The 20,739-nt window shown below is 31.4% G+C and carries 18 protein-coding genes; 6 read left to right on the top strand and 12 right to left on the bottom strand.

Features of this window, described 5'->3' with window-relative positions; translation table 11 throughout:
• Positions 1–101 precede the first annotated feature (101 nt).
• The 6 genes from QZZ51_RS04160 (at position 102) to QZZ51_RS04135 (ending at position 7,417) form a co-directional block, all read left to right on the top strand.
• Positions 102–893, top strand: coding sequence for a (Fe-S)-binding protein (locus QZZ51_RS04160; RefSeq protein WP_291866363.1), 792 nt, complete (start codon positions 102–104; stop codon positions 891–893).
• Between the two features lie 28 nt (positions 894–921).
• Entirely contained in the window at positions 922–1,404 is a 483-nt protein-coding gene (locus QZZ51_RS04155; protein ID WP_291866361.1) for an ABC transporter ATPase, read from the top strand.
• 108 nt (positions 1,405–1,512) lie between these two features.
• A complete protein-coding gene (locus tag QZZ51_RS04150; RefSeq protein WP_291866358.1) occupies positions 1,513–4,425 on the top strand; it encodes a glycoside hydrolase family 3 N-terminal domain-containing protein in 2,913 nt (970 codons plus the stop codon).
• Positions 4,426–4,524: 99 nt separating this feature from the next.
• Positions 4,525–5,664: an N-acetyl-alpha-D-glucosaminyl L-malate synthase BshA gene (gene bshA, locus QZZ51_RS04145; protein ID WP_291866355.1), complete on the top strand. Its 1,140-nt coding sequence runs from the start codon at positions 4,525–4,527 to the stop codon at positions 5,662–5,664.
• 6 nt (positions 5,665–5,670) lie between these two features.
• Entirely contained in the window at positions 5,671–6,111 is a 441-nt protein-coding gene (locus QZZ51_RS04140; protein ID WP_291866352.1) for a hypothetical protein, read from the top strand.
• A 127-nt stretch (positions 6,112–6,238) separates the two neighbouring features.
• A complete protein-coding gene (locus QZZ51_RS04135) occupies positions 6,239–7,417 on the top strand; it encodes an OmpA family protein (RefSeq protein ID WP_291866350.1) in 1,179 nt (392 codons plus the stop codon).
• Between the two features lie 84 nt (positions 7,418–7,501).
• Here QZZ51_RS04135 and QZZ51_RS04130 read toward each other — a convergent pair whose 3' ends face one another.
• From QZZ51_RS04130 to gmd, 12 genes are all read right to left on the bottom strand, one after another.
• Entirely contained in the window at positions 7,502–8,893 is a 1,392-nt protein-coding gene (locus tag QZZ51_RS04130) for a sugar transferase (RefSeq protein WP_291866348.1), read from the bottom strand.
• Between the two features lie 72 nt (positions 8,894–8,965).
• Positions 8,966–9,712 (bottom strand): glycosyltransferase family 2 protein, encoded by a 747-nt coding sequence (locus QZZ51_RS04125; protein WP_291866345.1) that lies wholly within the window; start codon positions 9,710–9,712, stop codon positions 8,966–8,968.
• Positions 9,713–9,737: 25 nt separating this feature from the next.
• Entirely contained in the window at positions 9,738–10,361 is a 624-nt protein-coding gene (locus QZZ51_RS04120; RefSeq protein ID WP_291866342.1) for a CatB-related O-acetyltransferase, read from the bottom strand.
• A complete protein-coding gene (locus tag QZZ51_RS04115; RefSeq protein WP_291866339.1) occupies positions 10,358–11,476 on the bottom strand; it encodes a glycosyltransferase in 1,119 nt (372 codons plus the stop codon). The genes QZZ51_RS04120 and QZZ51_RS04115 overlap by 4 nt, the downstream gene beginning before the upstream one ends.
• Before the next feature lie 141 nt (positions 11,477–11,617).
• On the bottom strand, positions 11,618–12,487 hold the full coding sequence (locus tag QZZ51_RS04110; protein ID WP_291866337.1) for a glycosyltransferase: 870 nt from the start codon (positions 12,485–12,487) through the stop codon (positions 11,618–11,620).
• A 37-nt stretch (positions 12,488–12,524) separates the two neighbouring features.
• Positions 12,525–13,706: a hypothetical protein gene (locus QZZ51_RS04105; RefSeq protein ID WP_291866334.1), complete on the bottom strand. Its 1,182-nt coding sequence runs from the start codon at positions 13,704–13,706 to the stop codon at positions 12,525–12,527.
• A gap of 17 nt (positions 13,707–13,723) precedes the next feature.
• A complete protein-coding gene (locus tag QZZ51_RS04100) occupies positions 13,724–14,311 on the bottom strand; it encodes an acyltransferase (protein ID WP_291866331.1) in 588 nt (195 codons plus the stop codon).
• A gap of 4 nt (positions 14,312–14,315) precedes the next feature.
• Complete coding sequence (locus QZZ51_RS04095; protein WP_291866328.1) at positions 14,316–15,584, bottom strand: glycosyltransferase family 4 protein; 1,269 nt, start codon at positions 15,582–15,584, stop codon at positions 14,316–14,318.
• A 1-nt stretch (position 15,585) separates the two neighbouring features.
• Positions 15,586–16,698: a glycosyltransferase gene (locus tag QZZ51_RS04090; protein WP_291866325.1), complete on the bottom strand. Its 1,113-nt coding sequence runs from the start codon at positions 16,696–16,698 to the stop codon at positions 15,586–15,588.
• Between the two features lie 8 nt (positions 16,699–16,706).
• The gene (locus QZZ51_RS04085; protein ID WP_291866323.1) at positions 16,707–18,143 is read right to left on the bottom strand and encodes a lipopolysaccharide biosynthesis protein; all 1,437 of its coding nucleotides are present in this window, start codon (positions 18,141–18,143) and stop codon (positions 16,707–16,709) included.
• A gap of 63 nt (positions 18,144–18,206) precedes the next feature.
• Entirely contained in the window at positions 18,207–19,292 is a 1,086-nt protein-coding gene (locus QZZ51_RS04080; RefSeq protein ID WP_291866320.1) for a GDP-L-fucose synthase, read from the bottom strand.
• A gap of 5 nt (positions 19,293–19,297) precedes the next feature.
• Positions 19,298–20,413: a GDP-mannose 4,6-dehydratase gene (gmd, locus tag QZZ51_RS04075; protein WP_291866317.1), complete on the bottom strand. Its 1,116-nt coding sequence runs from the start codon at positions 20,411–20,413 to the stop codon at positions 19,298–19,300.
• Between the last annotated feature and the right edge of the window lie 326 nt (positions 20,414–20,739).

Genomic DNA, 20,739 nt, shown 5'->3' with positions numbered 1-20,739 from the left:
AGTAATAAGTGCGTTTCCCTTTCGGGTCAGGCTTTCGGCAGTCGCTCTTTACAAGGAGCTCCAACAAATGCCTCAATCCCTAACGCAAAACATTAAAAGTTATGAGCGATCAATTAAAGGTTCCAACTATGGAGCAATTTATGGCAGAAGGCAAGCAGCCCGAAGTATTATTTTGGGTAGGTTCCGCTGGTAGTTTTGATGATAGAGCAAAAAAAATAACCAAAGCCTTTGTTAAAATATTAAATAAAGCTAATGTAAATTTTGCGGTTTTAGGAACCGAAGAAAGTTGCACAGGAGATATTGCCAAACGGGCAGGTAACGAGTTTCTATTTCAAATGCAAGCAGTAATGAATATAGAAGTGCTTAATGGGTATAAAATTAAGAAAATAGTAACCTGTGATCCACATTCTTATAACTGTTTAAAAAACGAATACCCAGGCTTAGGAGGTATTTATGAGGTAATACACCATACACAATTCATACAAGAATTAATAAAAACGGGACGTTTAAAAATGGAAGGAAATGTTTTTAATGGTAAACGTATAACCTTTCATGACCCCTGTTATTTAGGTAGAGCAAATAATGAATATGATGCTCCTAGAGCACTGCTAAATACCATTAAAGCAGATGTGGTAGAGATGAAAAGAAGTAAGAATACTGCATTATGTTGTGGAGCAGGAGGAGCCCAAATGTTTAAGGAACCAGAAAAAGGAGATAAGGATATAAACGTTTTAAGAACAGAAGACGCGCTTAAAACAAACCCCAACATTATAGCAACAGGCTGTCCATATTGTAATACCATGATGACAGATGGCGTAAAAAGTAAAGAGAAAGAAGATTCTGTAGCAGTTATGGATATTGCAGAACTTATTGCAGAATCTGAAGATTTATAGTTTTATTGAAAAGAAAATAGAAAAGAAAATGTTAGTAGATTTTAAAGAGTTGCCAGATACTTCTAGAGTATGGGTATATCAATGCAGTAGGTCTTTTTCGGAAGAAGAATTAGAGGGGATTAAGAAAGAATTGAATGCATTTGTGGAAGATTGGACCGCTCATGGGAGCGATTTAAAAGCTGGTTATGAAATTAGATATAATCGTTTTATAATTCTAGCACTAGATCAATCTTTAAATGCAGCCTCTGGCTGTTCTATAGATGCTTCTGTTCATTTTATAATGAATTTAGAAAAAAAACACGATGTTCTTTTGTTAGATAAAATGAATGTATCCTATAAACAAGGGGAATATGTAGCTTATAAAACGCTTACAGATTTTCGTAAAATGGCAAAGGATAAAGCGGTTTCGTTAAATACTATTGTATTTAATAATTTAGTAGCCAATAAAGGAGAATACTTAGAGCATTGGGAAGTGCCTGCATCCGAAAGTTGGCACAATCGTTTTATGTAATATTTTTGGTATAATCCTTGAACTTATTGAAATAGGTTCTACATAGATAAAATCGTAAAGATGCAATAATGTAGTACGTTTTAAGTTATTTTCATACATGATTTTTATATGCGTTTTTATCTAATTTTTATTTTTGCTTTTTTCCATTTTCTTTTAGTTAATGGGCAATCGAATCCTTTAGTTACAAAAGATAGTATAGCCCAACAAAAATGGGTTAATATCACCTATGAAAAAATGTCCTTAGAAGAGAAATTTGGACAGCTTTTTATGGTCAGTATAGCATCTAATCAAGATAAAGTAAGTATAGATAGAACCATAGCGCTTATTAAAAATCAAAAAATTGGAGGCATCCTCTTCTCTAAAGGAGGTCCAGTACAACAAGCAAAGCTTACCAATACATTTCAGTCTAATGCAAAAACACCTTTATTGGTAAGTATGGATGCGGAATGGGGTTTGGCAATGCGTTTAGACTCGACCTATGCATTTCCTTGGAACATGACACTTGGAGCAATTAGGGATAATGCTATTGTAGAAAAAGTGGGTAGGCAAATTGGGAAACATGCCAAACGCATGGGAGTACACATTAATTTTGCGCCAGATATAGATATTAATACCAATCCCCAAAACCCTATCATTGGGAATCGTTCTTTTGGAGAGGATAAATATAATGTAGCAGCAAAAGGAATTGCATTTATGCAGGGAATGGAAAGTGCAGGAGTTTTATCTAGCGGAAAACATTTTCCTGGTCATGGCGATACTTCCATAGATTCTCATTTAGCGTTACCAACCATTAATTTTACAAAAGCCAGATTAGATAGCGTGGAGTTATACCCATATAAACAATTAATCAAAGCAGGCTTAAGTAGTGTAATGGTAGCACATTTAAATGTGCCGAGTTTAGAAATAAAGAAAAATTTACCATCTTCTTTATCCGAACAAATAATCACCAGCATTTTAAAAGAACAACTAAGGTTTAAAGGGTTAATTTTTACAGATGCTTTAAACATGAAAGGGGTAGCTACCCAAGGAAAGCATGGAGATGTGGAGTTGGCTGCTTTTATGGCAGGTAATGACATTCTTTTAATGCCTACAGAAGTACAGAAGGCAAAAGAAAAACTTATAAAAGCATATAATAGAGGTAAAATATCAGAAAACCGTTTGGCATACTCGGTAAAGAAAATTTTACTAGCCAAGTATAAAGTAGGTTTACATAAATATAAACCTATTGCTATTAAAAACTTACACCAAGATTTAAATAGCTTAGAAGATGATTTAATTTATGAAGAAGCAATAGAAAATGCAATTACTGTTGTAAAGAATAAGTTTTACCTGATGGGTATTAAGAAATTAGAGAATAAGAAAATTGCTTATGTTAAGTTTGGAGATGCGGACCATAAGCCGTTTTTAAAAGAATTAAATAAGTATGCTAAGGTTATAGAGGTAAAAGGGAAAGATATTGCTACTCTAAAGAATAATCTAAAAGCCTATAATTTGGTTATTGTTGGGCATCACAGGAGTAATGCAAGTCCATGGAAACCGTATTCTCTTTCTAAAAGAGAGAAAAGTATTCTTCAAGAAATAGCAAAAGAAAGAGGGTCTAATTTAATTCTGAGTTTATTTACTAAGCCATATACACTTTTAAATATTAATTCTTTTGATAATATAGACGGTATTGTAGTTGGGTACCAAAATAGTGCGTTAGCTCAAGAGAAAACGGCTCAAGTAATATTTGGAGCAATTGCAGCTAAAGGTAAATTACCAGTATCTGCAAATAAAGTATTTCCTGTAAATACAGGGGTTTCTTTAAAATCATTAAAACGTTTAGGATATAGTTTCCCAGAACGTGTAGGTTTAAGCTCTTCTAAACTTGCAGAAATAGATAGGCTAGTTCAAAATGGATTAGATTCTTTAATGTTTCCAGGTGCTCAGGTGTTAGTAGCACGTAAAGGTAAAATAATTTTCAGCAAGGGTTATGGTAGCCCTACTTATAAATCAGATAAAAAAATTACCCCAAATCATATTTACGATTTGGCTTCTGTTACAAAAATTTTAGCCACACTTCCTATGGTTATGAAAATGGAAGAAGAAGGGAAAATAGCATTAAATGATACTTTTCAAGAGCTAGTACCAGCATATGCAAACACGGAAATTAAAAATGTTACGGTGTTAAAAGCCTTATCGCATTATGGAAGATTACCTGCTTGGATTGCTTTTTATGTAAGTACGTTGGATGAAAAAAGAAAACCATCTAAAGAATTTTATAGAGAAAAGAGCTTGCCAGGGTTTTCTATAAAAGTAGCAGACAATTTATTTTTAGCAAATGCATATAAAGATTCTATTTATAATAGGATTGGTCGTCAAGATTTAAAATCTAATAGATACCGCTATAGTGATGTGGGGTATTATGTAATGAAAAAGTATATTGAAGATACTTATAAAAAAGGATTGGATGTTCTTGCTTCAGATTTCATATATAAGCGAATTGGAGCCTTTCAAACAGGTTATAACCCTCTAGAAAATCATTCCAAAGAGAATATAGTCCCTTCCGAAGAGGATTCTTATTATCGTTATCAAACCGTACAAGGTTATGTACATGATATGGGGGCTGCCATGCAAGGAGGAGTAGGAGGTCATGCAGGCCTATTTAGCAATGCTAATGATGTAGCAAAAATAATGCAGATGTATTTACAGAATGGGTATTATGGCGGAGATAGATTTTTAGATTCTAGAACCGTTAAAAAATTTAATACTTGTTATTTTTGCGATAAAAAAGTACGTCGCGGTGTTGGTTTTGATAAACCACAATTAGAAAAGAGCGGACCAACTTGTGGCTGTGTTTCTCGTAAGAGTTTTGGCCATAGTGGATTTACAGGAACCTATACTTGGGCAGATCCCGAAGAAGAAATAGTATATGTTTTTCTATCTAATAGAACATACCCAACGGCATCAAACACACTTTTAGTTAAATCTGGGTTAAGAACAAGAATTCAGAAGGCTATTTATGAGGCTATCTTAAATTAATACCTAATTTTAGTTTTTTATGGTAAGTTTTTCTAGTTTTTAAAGACATAGATTACACTATTTAAGTTTAATTTTTTTTTTGAAATAAATAATAGGGACATGAAAATAGCAATAGTTTGTTATCCAACATTTGGAGGTAGTGGTGTTGTAGCAACAGAATTAGGTATAGCTTTGGCAAATAGAGGGCATGAGGTTCATTTTGTAACCTATAAACAACCTGTTCGTTTAGAGTTATTAGAAAATAACATACATTTTCATGAAGTACATGTTCCAGAGTACCCTTTATTTCATTACCAACCATACGAATTAGCATTATCTAGTAAATTAGTAGATACTGTAAAACTTTTTGGAATAGAGCTATTACACGTGCATTATGCTATTCCACATGCTTATGCAGGTTATATGGCAAAAAAAATGCTGGAGGAAGAAGGGATATGCTTACCAATGATTACAACGCTACACGGTACAGATATTACTTTGGTTGGGAAACACCCTTTTTATAAACCAGCAGTTACATTTAGCATTAATCAATCGGATGTGGTAACCTCTGTTTCTGAAAACCTGAAACAAAAAACATTAGAACTTTTTAATATTAAAGGAGAAATAGAAGTTGTTCCTAATTTTATAGATAGAAAAAAATACAAGCCTTCTTTTACAGATTGTCAGCGGACAGCGATGGCAGAAGAAGGAGAAAAAATTATCACACATATTAGTAATTTTAGGAAAGTAAAACGTATTCCTGATGTAATTCATATTTTTAATAAAATACAAAAGGAGGTGCCTTCTAAATTGGTTATGGTAGGGGAAGGACCCGAAAAAGAAAACGCAGAGATGTTATGCGAAACGTATGGCATTACCGATAAGGTCATATTCTTAGGTAATAGTAACGAGATAGATAAAATTCTTTGCTTTTCAGATTTATTTTTACTCCCCTCGGAAACAGAGAGCTTTGGTTTAGCAGCTCTAGAAGCTATGATCAATAAAGTACCTGTTATATCTAGTAATGCAGGAGGTATTCCAGAAGTAAATAGGCATGGTGTTACAGGTTTTTTAAGCGATGTTGGTAATGTAACCGAAATGGCTAAAAATGCTATTTCTTTATTGAGTGATGATGCTACATTAGAGCAATTTAAATGTAATGCAGAAAAAGTAGCAGAAGAGTTTGATATTGTGAATGTACTTCCTTTATATGAGGCAATCTATCAAAGAGCCTATGATGGTAGATGCGATAATAAATAAAAAAGGATGAAAAATATTTTAGGGTTATTACTAATTATTTGCTTTGCATGCAAAGGGCAAAAAGAAATTTCTAAAGAGAAACAACAGGTAGTAAACAATAATTTGGTCTTATTGATGGAAGATAATTACAGTAGTTTAAGTACTGCTGATAATGTAATAATAAGAGATCAAAAAGCCTTGCAGAAGTTTTTTGCTAAAATAAATAGAGTAAGAAAACCGGGAATACCTTTGCCAGAGATAGACTTCTCTAAGAATGTTTTAATTGTTGTATGTGAAGGAGAGCATGCCCAAGGAGATAGTGTAGCGTTAGAAGTATTAAAAGAAACAGAGGAAGAAATAGAATTACACACAAAAAAGTATAAAGGAAAAGTCATTTCAAGCGCAATGGTTAGTCCATTTAAAGTGTACAAAATGGCACTGTCAAAAAAAGAAATTATTATCAAGTAACAGGTTGTTTATCGACTATTATTACAGTTAATCTATCTATCGAATATCCCTACAGTTTGTAGGGATTTTTGTTTCTAAAGTATTGCTTTTTATATTTTTACATATTATATATCCCAAATTCTTAATTATGAAAAACGTAAAGCACTACGCATTAATTACAGCACTTTTTTTAAGTGTAGCTATGTTTGCTCAAGAAGACTTAAAGCTTACAGCAAAAGACAGCATAGTTCAAAGCTCTTGGATGTTTGGATTAGGCTATAATTTTGTCGATGACTCTGGCGATGTAACGGATGGTCTTTTAAAATTTAAAGACGAATGGAATAGTACACCTTATCCAAATAGAATAAGTATAGGTCGCTACTTTAAAAGCGGAATAGGTGTCGAAGCTATAGCTACGTATAATAAGTATAAAGAAGGTAAGCTTGTAGATGCTGCTTTGGTAACGCAGGAAAGTGACTATTTAGGGTTTGATGCTCGCGTAACCTATGATTTAAATAAGTTAATAGGCCAAACAGCTTGGTTTGATCCCTATGTAGGAGGCGGATTAGGGTATACAGATGCTAATAACGTAGGCAGAGGTACATATAATGCTGTTGTAGGGTTTAGAACATGGTTTTCAGATAGAGTTGGTTTAGACTTTAGCTCCTCTGGTAAATGGGCTATGGGTAATAATGGTGCAACAAACCATTTGCAGCATGCAGTAGGAGTTGTCTATCAATTTGCTACGGAAAAAGGCTTGTCTAAAAAAGGGGAGGAGAAACTAGCTTTACTACAAGAACAAGAAAAAGAAAAGCAACGTGTAAACGATTCTATTGCGAATGTAAATAGAATTAAAGAGGAAGTGTTATTGGCGGAAAGACTAGCGCAAGAAAAAGAAAAGGCAAGATTAGCGTCTGTTGAAAAGGAAAGAATAGATGCAGAAAATCAGCGTAAAAAATCAATTGAAGATAAAATTAATAATTTAGGGTATGTTTATTTTAATTTAAACTCTTCTTATATAACTAAAAAGTCAAGTAAAGTTTTAGTCTCTTTGGCTGAATTAATAGAAGAGACACCTAGCTTAAAGCTTATGATAACCTCACATACAGATTCTAGAGGAAGTTCTAAATATAACTCTTGGCTATCTGAAAAACGAGTGGAAAGAACAAAAGATTTTTTAATAAAACAAGGTGTTTCAAGTGAAAAATTACGTGTAAAAGCTTATGGTGAAGAGAGATTGTTGAACGAGTGTGCAGACGGTATTTACTGTCCAGAAAGTAAGCATAAAGTTAATAGAAGGTCAGAATTTATTGTTTTGGAATTCTAAAACAACGGGAATGCAATAAAATAAAAACTCCAATCTTAATAAGATTGGAGTTTTTATTTTATAAATATTAGAAGAGGCATTTTATTAAACTCCTCTTGAAAAAATTATAGTAGTAAATGTTTTAAATATAATTCTTAGGTCCAATGTTATAGATCTACTTTTTATATAGTACAAATCGTATTCTAGTTTTTGAATAGAATCGTCTAAAGTTTCTCCATATTTATATTTTACTTGAGCCCAACCTGTAATTCCTGGTTTAACCAAATGTCTAATATTGTAATAAGGAAGCATAGTATTCAATTTATCAACGAATACTTCTCTTTCTGGTCTTGGACCAATGAATAACATATCACCCCTTATAACAGATAAAATCTGAGGGAGTTCATCTACCCTAAACATTCTTAATATTTTACCAAATGGAGTGATTCTAGCATCATTTTTAGAAGCCATTTTTGCTCCAGATTTTTCAGCATCTACAACCATAGATCTAAATTTGTAGATATTGAATTCTTTACCGTATTGCCCAATCCTTTGTTGTACATAAAATAAAGGGCCTCTGTTAAGTAGTAAATTTAATAGAAACACAAAAGGAGTAACCGTTGCGAATATGACGCCAATAAATAATCCTAAAAGAAAGTTTACAGTAAAACTAAATACTCTATATAAATACCTTATTCTGGTATGTTGCAATTGTAGAATTTCGGAGCAACTTTCATTTGCGTTGTGCGAAATTATGGGTAATGCTTCATAAATATTTTCATAAAAAGAACTGAATGTAACTATTTCTTTTCCTTCCACAAATGCATCGAGCATTGTTTTTTCAACATTCTTAGGTAGCGGTTTAGAGGTGTCGGTGTCAATAATCCAAGAATCAATATTCGTATCTAACTCTTTTAATTCCTTCTCGGTTAAGCCAGCAGCCTCTCCTAAATCTATGGATTCAATAACATTATAGAATGTATTAATTTCATGCCCATTAATAATACTAACATCCTTTTCTAAATTATGACCTCTTTTATTATAAAAGTATAGGACATCTTTGGTTGTCGATATAAATTTAAAAACGTAGAAGAATAATTTTCTCCAGAAAAAAAGCAGTAATGGTGTTCCAAAAAGGAATAGTAAAAGATTTATTCTCCAGAAACTAATATCAAAAATAATTACGGAAAGCAATACTTCTCCCAGAACAAAAAGTAGGGATATTAAAAAACCTTTAATAATAGTTCTTCCCGAGTAATTAGAAGTGATGCCTAGATAATAAAAATTTAATACATAAGCCAAGAAGAAATAGGCTAAAAACCCGATTCCAAATAATAGTATGTTTGCATATACAGATAGAGTATTGTTATCAATTACATGTCTTAAAAAGAAATATAAAAGAGAAATAATAATTATAACATCTCCTGCTACAAGGATTAATTTTCTTTCTGGGATATTTAGTTTACTTCGGCCTAGCATAGTTTGGTGTAAAATCAAAAAAATATTGTTTATTCTATGGAATAAGTAATATTTTGAAATTATTTTAATAAAAAAGTATGAAATAATTGATTAAAAATATTGTTTCAATTTTGGTAAAAGTCTTACTATTGGGTATAATTTAGAAATAGATAAGTCATTTTTCTTAAACGCTTTAATACATTCTTTATTGCCATCTATATTGCTTTGGTAAGACTTATTACTTTCTCCACCCAGTCTCATTCTTACTAAAGCTTCAGGAATGTAATGAGAGCTTATTTTGTGTTTGTCAAGGAATCGGAGCATCAACTCAAAATCTGCAGCTATTTTAAAATTAGTATCAAAAGAACCATATTTATTGTAAATTTCTTTTTTTACAAAAAATGCAGGATGTGCAGGGTGCCAACCGTTTTTAAAACCTTTTTTTAGATTGTACTCCCCTGTTATCCATTTTCGTTTTATTATAGAGGGATTCTTTTGGTCTACATAGAATAGGTTACCATAAACGCAGTCTACTTCATTATTTATAAATGCACTTATAACGGTTGAGATAACATTAGAATTGGTATAAAAATCATCGGAGTTTAAAATACCAATAACATCACCTGTGGCTAGTTGTATGCCTTTATTCATGGCATCATAAATGCCGTTGTCTGGTTCGGATACTATTTTAGTAACTCTGTTTTCTGTATTGTTTATTATATGTATCGTATTATCTGTAGATGCGCCATCAATAATTATATGTTCAATAGTAGTATAATCTTGCTCATTTATACTAGAAACACAATCTTGTATGTATTCTTCGCTATTATAAGTTCCTGTAATAAGGGAGATTTTCATTGGTAATTATTTAACTTTAAAAAAGCTATAAATTATTTTTATAATTTTTTATTACTTTCTCTAATTCATGAATATTTGCTTCTTCCATTTTTTTGGAAAAAATTTCTATTACTTTTTTTGTTTTAAAAAAAGTAATAGGGAGATTCCACCACTTTAAAGAATTTAATCTTTCTATAATACTATGGGAGAATCTTTTTTTTATTTCTTTAGCAGGAACACCACCAACAATAGAATATTTAGATACATCTTTTGTTACCACACTATTTGCAGCAATAATAGCTCCGTCACCAATTGTAATTCCATCTAGTATAATGGCACTTGCACCAATCCATACATCATTCCCTATGATTACTTTTTTATTTTCTTCAAAACACGACTTAGAAACAATAGTATGTTTTAGGGGGTTTGTGGGGGAATAGAATATCGGACTTGTAGAAATAAAATCTGTAGGATGTATTCCTAAGCCTATTTTAACGCCATTAGCAATAGAACAAAATTTACCAATAGTGCTAACATTTATGATACAACTATAACTTACATAACTAAAATCTGAAATAGTAGAATTACTAATTTTACTAAACGGATATATTTTTGCACTTTTTGAAATGTTTGAATTTCGTTTAAAGTATAACAGGTTTAATAGGTTCATACGACGGAATCAAATATTTCTTTTTGTTTGTAAGGATTGTAAAAATTATCAATGATTGCATAACAATCTTTTTGGACATCTTTTTTGTTTTTTTCAAAAAGCCACTTTTTTAAAACGTTTTCCATTTCAGTTACATTGCCATGTTTAAAAAAATCGCCAGTAATATTGGATTTAATTACTTCAAATTCAGGCATTTGTTTGCTAAAATCATTATGTGTAATTACGGGTGTTCCATAGGTGAGAGCATGTATGGCAGTTAAGCCAACTTCACCAGGGGAGACTACAACCTTAACATAATTTAATAACTGGTATATTTCTTTTTCATCATAAGAAGATCCATAGAAACATGTAAATTCTCCTAAGTTATATGTTTTAACTTTTTCTTTTAAAAGTTCTTCTTGGTCTCCAGAACCAATTATAAGTAAATTTGCTTTTGTATTATTTTTTTGTAGGCGATACAAAACTTCAATTAAGGCGTCTACATTTTTTTGCTTTGTTAATCTGCCAATAAATCCAAATGTAGGCAAATCGTTATTTTTAAATAAGTTTAAAATTTCAGTCTTTTCTTTCCTTATTTCTAATTGTTTATCATAATCCAAAGAGTTGTACACTAATTTTATTTTTTTAGGAGAAAATCCTTTAGATATTAAAATGTCCTTTGCCCATTGTCCATAAACAAGAATTTCATCTGCTAGTTTATAGAATGTTTTTCGAAGGAACCCTTTAAATCCTTTTTCATTGCTAATATAGCCGTGAGTCCAGAAAATCACTTTTTTATTAGTCATTTTTGCTAAAATAGCCCCAAGCCATGTAGTTGGGTAGTACATAACACCTAAGAAGATAATTGTATCATATTCTCTAGAAAGACTCTTTTTTAATACTGCAGGCTGAATTAAGAAAAGGTTTAAGAACCAATAATTTTTAACAAAAATCCATCGTAATCCTCCGTTTTCAACTTTAGTTTTGGCAAGCTCTTTACTTGCTGTTTTTATGTTTATTTCTGTTTTAGTGCCAGATAATAAAGTATACCTGGGGGTAGTACTCTTTGATAGGATATTAAATATAGGAACTCTATAGTGTGCTATATAGTGATAAACGATTAATACATTTTTCATAGAAAATATTCTATATTTTGGGGCTAATAGGTTTTAATAAATGTTTTAATTCTATATAAAAAATTGTAATTACTATAAGAAACGCAAGAGTAATTAATCTAGTATTAGAGAAGTATAAATATTATTTTATTAAAATAAAAATCACCTTTTCTCATTAATTATTAAATACAATTTGGGGAAAATAACTTTTAACCAACCAGCTAAAAAGACCATTGGTACTCTAAAAGGAAAATGGCGTTTCATTAGTGCCATATTAGATTTAAAGTCTAAGCCAACGGGGTTAAGTAGTAGTGCTTTTCTTTCTTTATATGATTTGTTGGTAAAGTTGCCATATTTTTCTCCGTGGTCATTCTCACATTCTCCCAAGTACGTGGCACTTAATAAAACAGGAAGTTTCTTATTTACAGCGGTTAAGGTATAATCATAATCGGCAACACCATGCACAAAAGACTCAGATAAAATACCAATTTTATCTACCACACTTTTGGTAACAAACATGATGTTGGCATTCCCTAAATCGCATTCTTGAATTTTACCTGTTGGGTTCAATTTTCTATATTTAAAGAGAAATTTATTAGTAAGTACGGCCCCGCCGTATGTTCTTTTTTGTGTTTTCGGGTCTTTTACCGCACCAAGGTATATTCCCGTTTGTTTATACTTTTCTACACAAAAAGTATTCATTTGCATTAAATCTTTAAAAAGAGTAGGTATTACGTATGTATCATCGTTCAGTAGTAAGTAGGCATCAAAATCTTCTTTTAAAGCTTCATTCCATGATTTTCGCATTCCTCCTGCCCAAAATAAAGAACCAGACCCTTCGAGTATAATAACATCTTTAAATGTATTACGTACAGCATCAGAAGTTCCATCGGTACTGCCATCGTCGGTTAAATAGATGGATATTTTGGATGTAATGTTACTTTCTTCTATAGCGTTGTAAACATTGGCTAGTGATTCTAATGTTTTTTGTTTGCGGTTAAAGCATGTATATAATATGGCTATTTTTTTCAATTCAATTTTTTTTGAGTAGGGAGTTAAAGGTGTTTTTTTATTGTTTACTTCTAAATTCATTTATGTTCACCATGCCTACCATGAAGCAAAAGAATATAAAGGACATAAAATATCCGTTGAGAATTGGTTCTACAAAGAACAGAAGAAAAAGGGCTAATCCGTAGTTAAGAATTAATCCGTTTAATAAATAATTGGTAGACTTCTGAACTACTATTTTTGCAATTTGCCAAAAGGAACGAAAACTAAAGAGTAGTAAGAAAAATAGTGTTAAAATACCTCCCATTCGGGCAACATCTAGCCAGAAGTTATGAGAATAACCAAAATCATCTACAGACCAGCCTAAAGGTTTTGTTATTAAACTTTCTAAGGATAACATCCATCTTTCTGTTCTACCACCTGCTGATGAGGCTCCATATTTTTTGCTGCCAGCTCTATCTGCAAAGGCACTAAAAAGTTTATCTCCTATTTCGTCATTTACAAACTGAAAAGCAAAAAGCATTAACACGGCAACCGTTATAAAAGCAAAAATATTTTTCTGTATAGATTGTTTAGAAATTTTATATAAAATCGAAAAAGCAAAAGTAAATATTAGAATAGATATTTGGGTTCTACTTCCTAAACGTAAAACACAAAGTACGCTAATTATAAATATTGCTAAAAGAATTATTCGGGTTTTTAATTTAATGGAGCTAGATTTTATAATTAAGATGCCTGGAAAGCACATGGTAAGAACAAAATGTGCAGCCATATTAGTAGCAGCTACTCTTTCTCCTCCCCAAATCATTGGTATATTTCTTTGCGCATGAACAAAGCCATTTGTAATAATATCGAAACCCACGCTAACAAGAGCTGGGGACGCATATGCAATTCCAAAAAATAATAGAATAGAGACTCTGCTTTCGCTGGATAATGAAATAGAAGAAATATGTTTTCCTATAACATAAAAACAAGCAGGAAAAAAAGCATATATAAAAATAAATTGTATCCCAGAAACAGGGTCTAGGGCATAAAATAGAGCAAATATTACAGAAAATATAATTAGAATAAGTAAGTTTCTGTCTGCATATTTTTTAATATAATTTTTATTAAAAAGAAGAACAAGTATTATCATGTAACCAAAAGCATATCCATAACCTAAGGGGTTAATGAAGTAAAGTGTTATTAAAATAAATTTAAGAACACCAATTAGTTTTATATTTTTTAGATCTAAAAGCTTCAAGATAAAATTTTCAATTTTTATATTTTTTTAATGTATTTTGCTGGATTTCCAGCCCAAATTTCTCCATCTGGAACAGATTTGGTAACTACCGAACCAGCCCCAATTATAGAAGATACTCCAACGGAAACCCCTTTTAGTATAATACTATGTGCTCCAATAAATGCATTGTCTTTTATTATAATTGGTTTGGTTTTAGCAGTATCAGTTTCTTTATTTTTTCTTAAAGCAAAATCTAAAGAGTGAAAATCAGTATCATAAATTTTTACACTGCCCCCAATTTTTACAAATGCTCCAATTGTAACAGAATCATGTGCTATAATAGTAACGTTAGAAATACCAGTTGAATGATTAATTTCTAAACTACCGTTTGTTCCTAAATCAATTATGGTCTTTATATCGCCACCAATAGGGTTAGCGCTTCTAGAGGAATTAATACTAATGTTTTTTCCTAGATTTAATTTTCCATTACCGGTAATCATAATTTTTCCTTTTATTTTAGGAAATTGCTGGTAGCTTACCTTTTTAAATTTAAAAAGGAATTTGTTGTATCCTAAGTCTATTAGGTTTTTAGCGTATAAAAGATATGTCTTTATAAGTAAAATCATTTAATTATGAGGCAATAATGGTATCATATATTTTAATCAATTGGGTTAAGTTACCTTGGGGATTATGCCGCTCTTCAGCTGTCATTAATCCTTTTTTAGAAATTTCAGTTGCGTATTGATCATTTGCAAATATCGAAATAATATTTTCCGCGAGCATTTCTATTTCTTCATAACGGTATAGTAGACCATTTATTTTGTGCTTTATCATGTTAGGAATACCTCCGACATAGGACCCTACGCAAGGTACACCTAATAGTTGCGCTTCTCCTAGAGAATTTGGGCTGTTCTCTATGCTAGAAGGGCAAACAAAAACATGCGAACTCTGATATTCTTTTATCATTTGAACCTCATTTAAGGGGCCCAAAAAGTGAATATTGTTTTTTAAATTATTTTTGTGGATTAAATATTTTAGATACTTTGAGTATCCTGTTTCTTTTAGTCTAGAGATTAGGCTTTTACCTGAGTTAAATGGGGTAGAAGTACCCGCTATTTTTATTTTAGTTTTTGGGTGTTTTTTTAAAATATAAGGCAAGGCCTTAATAACTTGGTGTGCTCCTTTTAGGGGGTAATTAGCTTGGCTTAAAAAAATAGAGTTGGTTTCGCAACTTGCAATATTCCATGGTTTGGTTTTATAAAAATTTTCTCGTAAAGTTTCATTACAAAAATGATAGGTAACATTTGGATTTATTGTAATTGCATGTGCTTTGTCCCAATCTGTCCTTCCAATTACATGCTGTGCCTTTTGCAGAGAATTAATTTCTGAATTGGCTCTAGATCTTAACATTTTTTCTCCTGAGAAAAAAGACTGCCTTAAAAGAACATCTCGTAAGCTTATTTTTTTAGTGATATTCTTTTTAGAAATACCACCAGCATAGTATCTAGAGATAACGCTAATCATTCCTTGAATAGAAACAACCGATTTAAGATTTGGGCATGCATTCATTAAAGCAATTCCATGCGCATATTCTGTGCCGTGTATGTGTGTTAGATCTGGCTTTTCTTTATCTATTAGCTCTTTCCATTTATTTTCAAGACTTACATCGTAATTCATTCTTCCTTTTTTAGTAGGAATAATATAATACGTTATGCCATTAATATTTTCATGAATGGTATTGCTTATATCGCTAACAGTCGCAATGATTAGTTCTATGTTTTTTAAATTAGCGAGTTGTTTGGCTAAATTAAACATCCAGCCACCACTTGTAGGAGTAGGGGTTCCTATTTTTTCTGCAAGTTCTGGAAATATAGAGTTAGTAACCCAAAGAATTTTCATGCTAAGAATAATTTAGTACTTGTTTTAAAACTTTAATTTGGTAGTGTGGATTGTATTTTTCGTCTATAATGCGGTGCAATTGGTTTTCTGCCTTTTGCCTTTTGTTAGGATTAGAATCTATCCAATCGTTTATTTTTAAACATAAATCTTCAAAATCACCATCTTTATAGAATCCCCCAGACTCGCCTTCTTTTATTACCTCATGTTCTGGCATTTGGTTGTAAAAATCGTCATTACTAATGATAGGAAGTCCATAGGTAGCAGCATGTATAGCTGTAAGACCAACAGGACCAGGAGAAACACATACTGCTGCGTTGTATAGGAGTTCTCCTATCTCCGTTTCATTATAACTAGACCCATAGAACCATACTTGTTCTGTTATATTTAGTTCATTAACAAGGCTTTGAATTTCGTTATCCTCTACTTCTTTTCCTATAAAAACTAAATTACATTTTCTTTCCTCTTTATTAATTAAATGAACAGCTTTAACTAATAAATCTAATTTTTTAGATTTTTGTATTCTGCCTATATAAATAAGGGTAGGGGCATCATTTTTAAAATGATTAGAATAAATCTCGGAAGGCACTAATTTTTTTCTAACTTCTAACTGTTCATCATAATACAATGAATTATAGATTGGAACCAATTTGTTTTTATTGAATCCTTCCTTAATCATGGTACGCATAGATTTTTCTCCATAAAGAAGAACGGTATCGCATAATTTGTAGAAGACTTTGTTTAAAAACTTAGACTTACCAGTTTCTCCGCCTTTTATTCCATGTGTCCAAGCGAATACCTTTTTTCCGGAAAGTTTGGCTAAAAGTAAAATTACCCAGTTAGATGCATAATAGGGAGAACTATTTATTATATAGTATTTATACGGCTTAAAAATTAATTGCCATACGTTAGATTGCCAGACCCAGCCCTTTGCTATTTTTTTGTTTTTTACGGTTTTTTTATATCCTTTTAATAAGCTATAATCCATAGTTTTTATAGGAGTAAAAACGGTGTCTCCAAAATAAAAGCTACACTCTAGTTCTTTGTCCATTAAACTATAGATAGGAGCTCTATAATGGGCGCCAATATTAAAAATACAACAGATTTTATGATTCATTTATCAAACTATTTTTTAATACGAGACTTTACTTTTTTTATCAACATAGAAAATTCTTCAACTTTAAATAATTGAATAAATATAATATATGAAATAATTGCAAGGAAAGGAGAAGCTAATAGTTTCAAAATATCATTTTCAATAAGGGTGTTTAAAAAATATACACATGTTGACATAGCAAGACCCGATATAATAATAGGGGATAAGTCAGATAGCTGTTTTAATCCTCCATATTTCATTATTTTTCCAGGATGGTATGTATTTATAAAAAAGTGTACTATAGTAGAGGCTAACTCGGCTAAAGCAATATATATTATTCCAAATTTTAATGCAATTACAAGAAAGATTATTCTTATTGCTATTTTTATGTATTGTTGTTTTAAGGCTAAGTCTGTTCTGCCTAAAACATATAATATATTTACGTTAATACCAGATAGTATAGTAATTAATCTAGCAATACAAAATATTTGCATAATTGGTACAGCAAGAAGCCATTTGTCAGTTAGTAATACTCTAATTAATGGCTCTGCAATTACAGCTAAAAAAAGAAAAAATGGGACTATTAAAAGAGATGCAATTTTTAATATCTTTTGGGTATACGACACAAGTATATCGATTTTGTCTTGAACTTCAGCTAGGCCTGGAAGTAATACTCTGTCTATAATAGTATTTATAATGGCAAAAACTATATCTGAAAACTGAGTTCCTCTGGTGTAATACCCTAAGTCACTGGTACTGTTAGTTTTTGCAATTACTAATTCGTAAGATTTGTTTACAAAAGTATTTAGAAGGGAGGAAACTAATAAGTTGGAACCAAATTTAAAAAGTTCTTTTAGTGATGCTTTAGAAAATGACCAAGTAGGTTTCCAATGTAATCCTATCCAAATTAGAATGGCCGTTAAGCCAGATTTACACAATGTTTGTATTACTAAGGCCCAAACACCATAGCCTATTTTAGCAAAGTATATAGCGGAAAGACCTGCAATTATAGCTGTAACAAGATTTATTTGTGTTATTTTTTTAAAATCTAATTTTATAGTATAAAGGGTAACTGGGACTGTTAAAATTGCATTTAAAATTAGTGAAATGGACAAAACTCTAAGAAGAAGGCTTAGCTCTTCAATATTATAAAATTGAGCAATAAAAGGAGAGGAGACCCAAAGAGTAGCGTAACATAAAAAGCTCAACCCTAAATTAAATAAAAAGACAGTTGATATGTCTGTTTCTGTTCTGTTTTGCTTTTGTATTAAAGCTTTTGTAAACCCACTATCAATAAAAACTTGAGAAATAGCAATGAAAACCAATAAGATAGATAAGATACCATACTCATTTGGCGATAATATCCGGGCAAGGTATATTCCAATAATGAATTGTACAGTTTGTACAGATAGGCGTTCAATGGCGCTCCATACAACACCTTTGAATATTTTATTTCCTAAGCCCATGAATAGTTTTAAATTACATCTACTTTGTTTCTAGTAAGTAGCAAACAAAGTAGATGTTAATTATTAAGAATTTAAATACCAGTCGTATTGTAGTTTAATACCACTATTCAATTCTATTTTGTGCTTCCATCCTAATGCATTTAATTTAGAAACATCTGTTAGTTTTTTTAAAGTGCCATCTGGTTTGTTGGAATTAAAAATAAATTTGCCATTAAATCCTATTTCTTCTTTTATTAATTGTGCTAAATTAGCAATAGAAATATCAGAACCTGTTCCAATATTTATATGGGTGTTTCTAACTTCTTTTAAAGTGTTATCATAGGTGTTTTTAAAGTCTCTTTTCTCTGTAATAAAAACACAAGCATCTGCCATATCCTCGGACCATAAAAATTCTCGCATAGGTTTACCAGAACCCCATATTTCTACGGATACAGTCTCGTCATTTTTTACAATACCATATTTTTTAAAAACTTTTAAAATATCAATTTCTGTGGATTCTCCAGAAACACCTTCTATTGGCAATTTATTTAAATCTTTGCGTATGGCTTCCCAATTATTGTTCTCTAAGGCTTTTCCCAAATGAATTTTACGAATAAGCGCTGGTAATACGTGCGATTTTTCTAAATCGAAGTTGTCATTAGGACCATATAAATTGGTGGGCATTACAGAGATGAAGTTAGTACCATATTGTAGGTTGTAACTTTCACATGTCTTTATACCAGCAATTTTTGCTATCGCATACGGTTCATTCGTGTACTCTAAAGTATCGGTTAATAAATACTCTTCTTTCATTGGTTGTGGGCAATGTTTTGGATAAATACATGTGCTCCCAAGGAATAATAATTTCTCCACTTTATGTACATAACTTTGATGAATTACATTGTTTTGTATCATTAAATTAGCATAGATAAAGTCTGCTCTATAGGTATTATTTGCAACGATACCACCAACTTTTGCAGCTGCAAGAAAAACGTATTCTGGTTTTTTAGCATCAAAAAAATCAGCGACAGCATTACTGTCCGTTAAATCTAATTCTTTATGTGTTTTTGTAATTAAGTTGGTATACCCTTTTTGGGTTAAATTTTTAATAATAGCGCTGCCCACCAAGCCTCGGTGACCAGCGACATATATTCTAGAATCTTTATTCATTTGTTTTACTCAAAATAGTTTAAAGTTTTGTAACCCCCAGATTTTAAATACTGGTCTTTTTTCATAAGAGTTACATCGCTTTGCATCATATCTTTTACTAAGTCTTTAAGCTCAAATTCAGGAGTCCAGCCTAATTTATTATTCGCTTTGGATGCATCACCAATTAATAACTCTACTTCCGTAGGTCTAAAGTATTTAGGGTCTACCGCTAAAATTTCTTTACCAATTTCTAATTGGTATTCTGGATTATTACATGCTTTAACGTATCCTTTTTCATTAACACCTTCACCTTTAAACTCCAGCTCAATACCAACTTCAGCAAAACTCATTCTAACAAATTCTCTAACAGGGGTTGTCTTACCAGTGGCAATAACCCAATCTTCTGCTTCATCTGCTTGTAGAATCATCCACATCATACGAACATAATCTTTAGCATGACCCCAATCTCTTTGAGCATCTAAATTACCAAGGTAAATTTTGTCTTGTAAGCCTAATGCTATTCTAGAAGTAGCTCTAGTAATTTTCCGCGTTACAAAAGTTTCCCCTCTAATTGGAGATTCGTGGTTAAATAAAATGCCATTACAAGCATACATGCCATACGCTTCTCTGTAGTTTACCGTAATCCAGTACGCGTACATTTTAGCAACAGCATAAGGGCTTCTTGGATAAAAGGGTGTAGTTTCACTTTGCGGTACCTCTTGCACTTTTCCATATAATTCAGAAGTGGAAGCTTGGTAAATACGTGTTTTTTTTGTTAATCCTAAAAGACGTACAGCATCTAAAATTCTAAGTGTACCTAAGCCATCTGCATTCCCTGTATATTCTGGAATTTCGAAAGATACATGTACGTGGCTCATTGCTGCCAAGTTATAAATTTCGTCTGGCTGAATTTCTTGTATTAACCTAATTAGGTTTGTACTATCGGTCATATCACCATAATGCAGAATAAAATTTCTATTCTCAATATGTGGGTCTTGGTATAAGTGGTCTATTCTATCCGTATTGAACATAGAAGACCTTCTTTTTAATCCATGTACTATATATCCTTTTTTTAGTAAAAACTCACTCAAATAGGCGCCATCTTGTCCTGTTACACCCGTTATTAATGCTACTTTACTCATTATATGTTTATTTTTTATAGTATAAATGTTATTTCTAAAATATTAAACGCCAAATATCCGATTTAAGTTTACAAAGGATAAATAAAATGAGTTGAAATTCTAAAAAAAAAGATAAGAGACATTATTATAGTCCCTTAAAAGGATTATATGGAATTTGTAAAGAGAAGTATACTTCTTTTAATGTTTAATTTGTGGAAGGTGTGGTAAAACTGTTGTTAAGCCAAATACAATCAATAAAAGAAAAATCGGACTTACTATAGTTAAGATATTTTCCTTCACTTTCTTTAATTAAATTATTTCCTTTATTGAATTTGCAATTTTCAAAT

It is taken from the genome of Maribacter sp. (genome assembly GCF_016744255.1).
GTDB lineage: Bacteria > Bacteroidota > Bacteroidia > Flavobacteriales > Flavobacteriaceae > Maribacter_B.
This window is presented reverse-complemented; position numbering and strand designations above follow the sequence as displayed.

Excerpts from the sequence above, each read along its gene's own strand:
- QZZ51_RS04080 (WP_291866320.1), bottom strand. The coding sequence starts at position 19,292 with ATGAATAAAGATTCTAGAATATATGTCGCTGGTCACCGAGGCTTGGTG.
- QZZ51_RS04100 (WP_291866331.1), bottom strand. The coding sequence starts at position 14,311 with ATGATTTTACTTATAAAGACATATCTTTTATACGCTAAAAACCTAATA.
- QZZ51_RS04150 (WP_291866358.1), top strand. The coding sequence starts at position 1,513 with ATGCGTTTTTATCTAATTTTTATTTTTGCTTTTTTCCATTTTCTTTTA.
- QZZ51_RS04120 (WP_291866342.1), bottom strand. The coding sequence starts at position 10,361 with ATGAACCTATTAAACCTGTTATACTTTAAACGAAATTCAAACATTTCA.
- QZZ51_RS04115 (WP_291866339.1), bottom strand. The coding sequence starts at position 11,476 with ATGAAAAATGTATTAATCGTTTATCACTATATAGCACACTATAGAGTT.
- QZZ51_RS04095 (WP_291866328.1), bottom strand. The coding sequence starts at position 15,584 with ATGAAAATTCTTTGGGTTACTAACTCTATATTTCCAGAACTTGCAGAA.
- gmd (WP_291866317.1), bottom strand. The coding sequence starts at position 20,413 with ATGAGTAAAGTAGCATTAATAACGGGTGTAACAGGACAAGATGGCGCC.
- bshA (WP_291866355.1), top strand. The coding sequence starts at position 4,525 with ATGAAAATAGCAATAGTTTGTTATCCAACATTTGGAGGTAGTGGTGTT.
- QZZ51_RS04140 (WP_291866352.1), top strand. The coding sequence starts at position 5,671 with ATGAAAAATATTTTAGGGTTATTACTAATTATTTGCTTTGCATGCAAA.
- QZZ51_RS04155 (WP_291866361.1), top strand. The coding sequence starts at position 922 with ATGTTAGTAGATTTTAAAGAGTTGCCAGATACTTCTAGAGTATGGGTA.
- QZZ51_RS04125 (WP_291866345.1), bottom strand. The coding sequence starts at position 9,712 with ATGAAAATCTCCCTTATTACAGGAACTTATAATAGCGAAGAATACATA.
- QZZ51_RS04135 (WP_291866350.1), top strand. The coding sequence starts at position 6,239 with ATGAAAAACGTAAAGCACTACGCATTAATTACAGCACTTTTTTTAAGT.
- QZZ51_RS04090 (WP_291866325.1), bottom strand. The coding sequence starts at position 16,698 with ATGAATCATAAAATCTGTTGTATTTTTAATATTGGCGCCCATTATAGA.
- QZZ51_RS04085 (WP_291866323.1), bottom strand. The coding sequence starts at position 18,143 with ATGGGCTTAGGAAATAAAATATTCAAAGGTGTTGTATGGAGCGCCATT.
- QZZ51_RS04160 (WP_291866363.1), top strand. The coding sequence starts at position 102 with ATGAGCGATCAATTAAAGGTTCCAACTATGGAGCAATTTATGGCAGAA.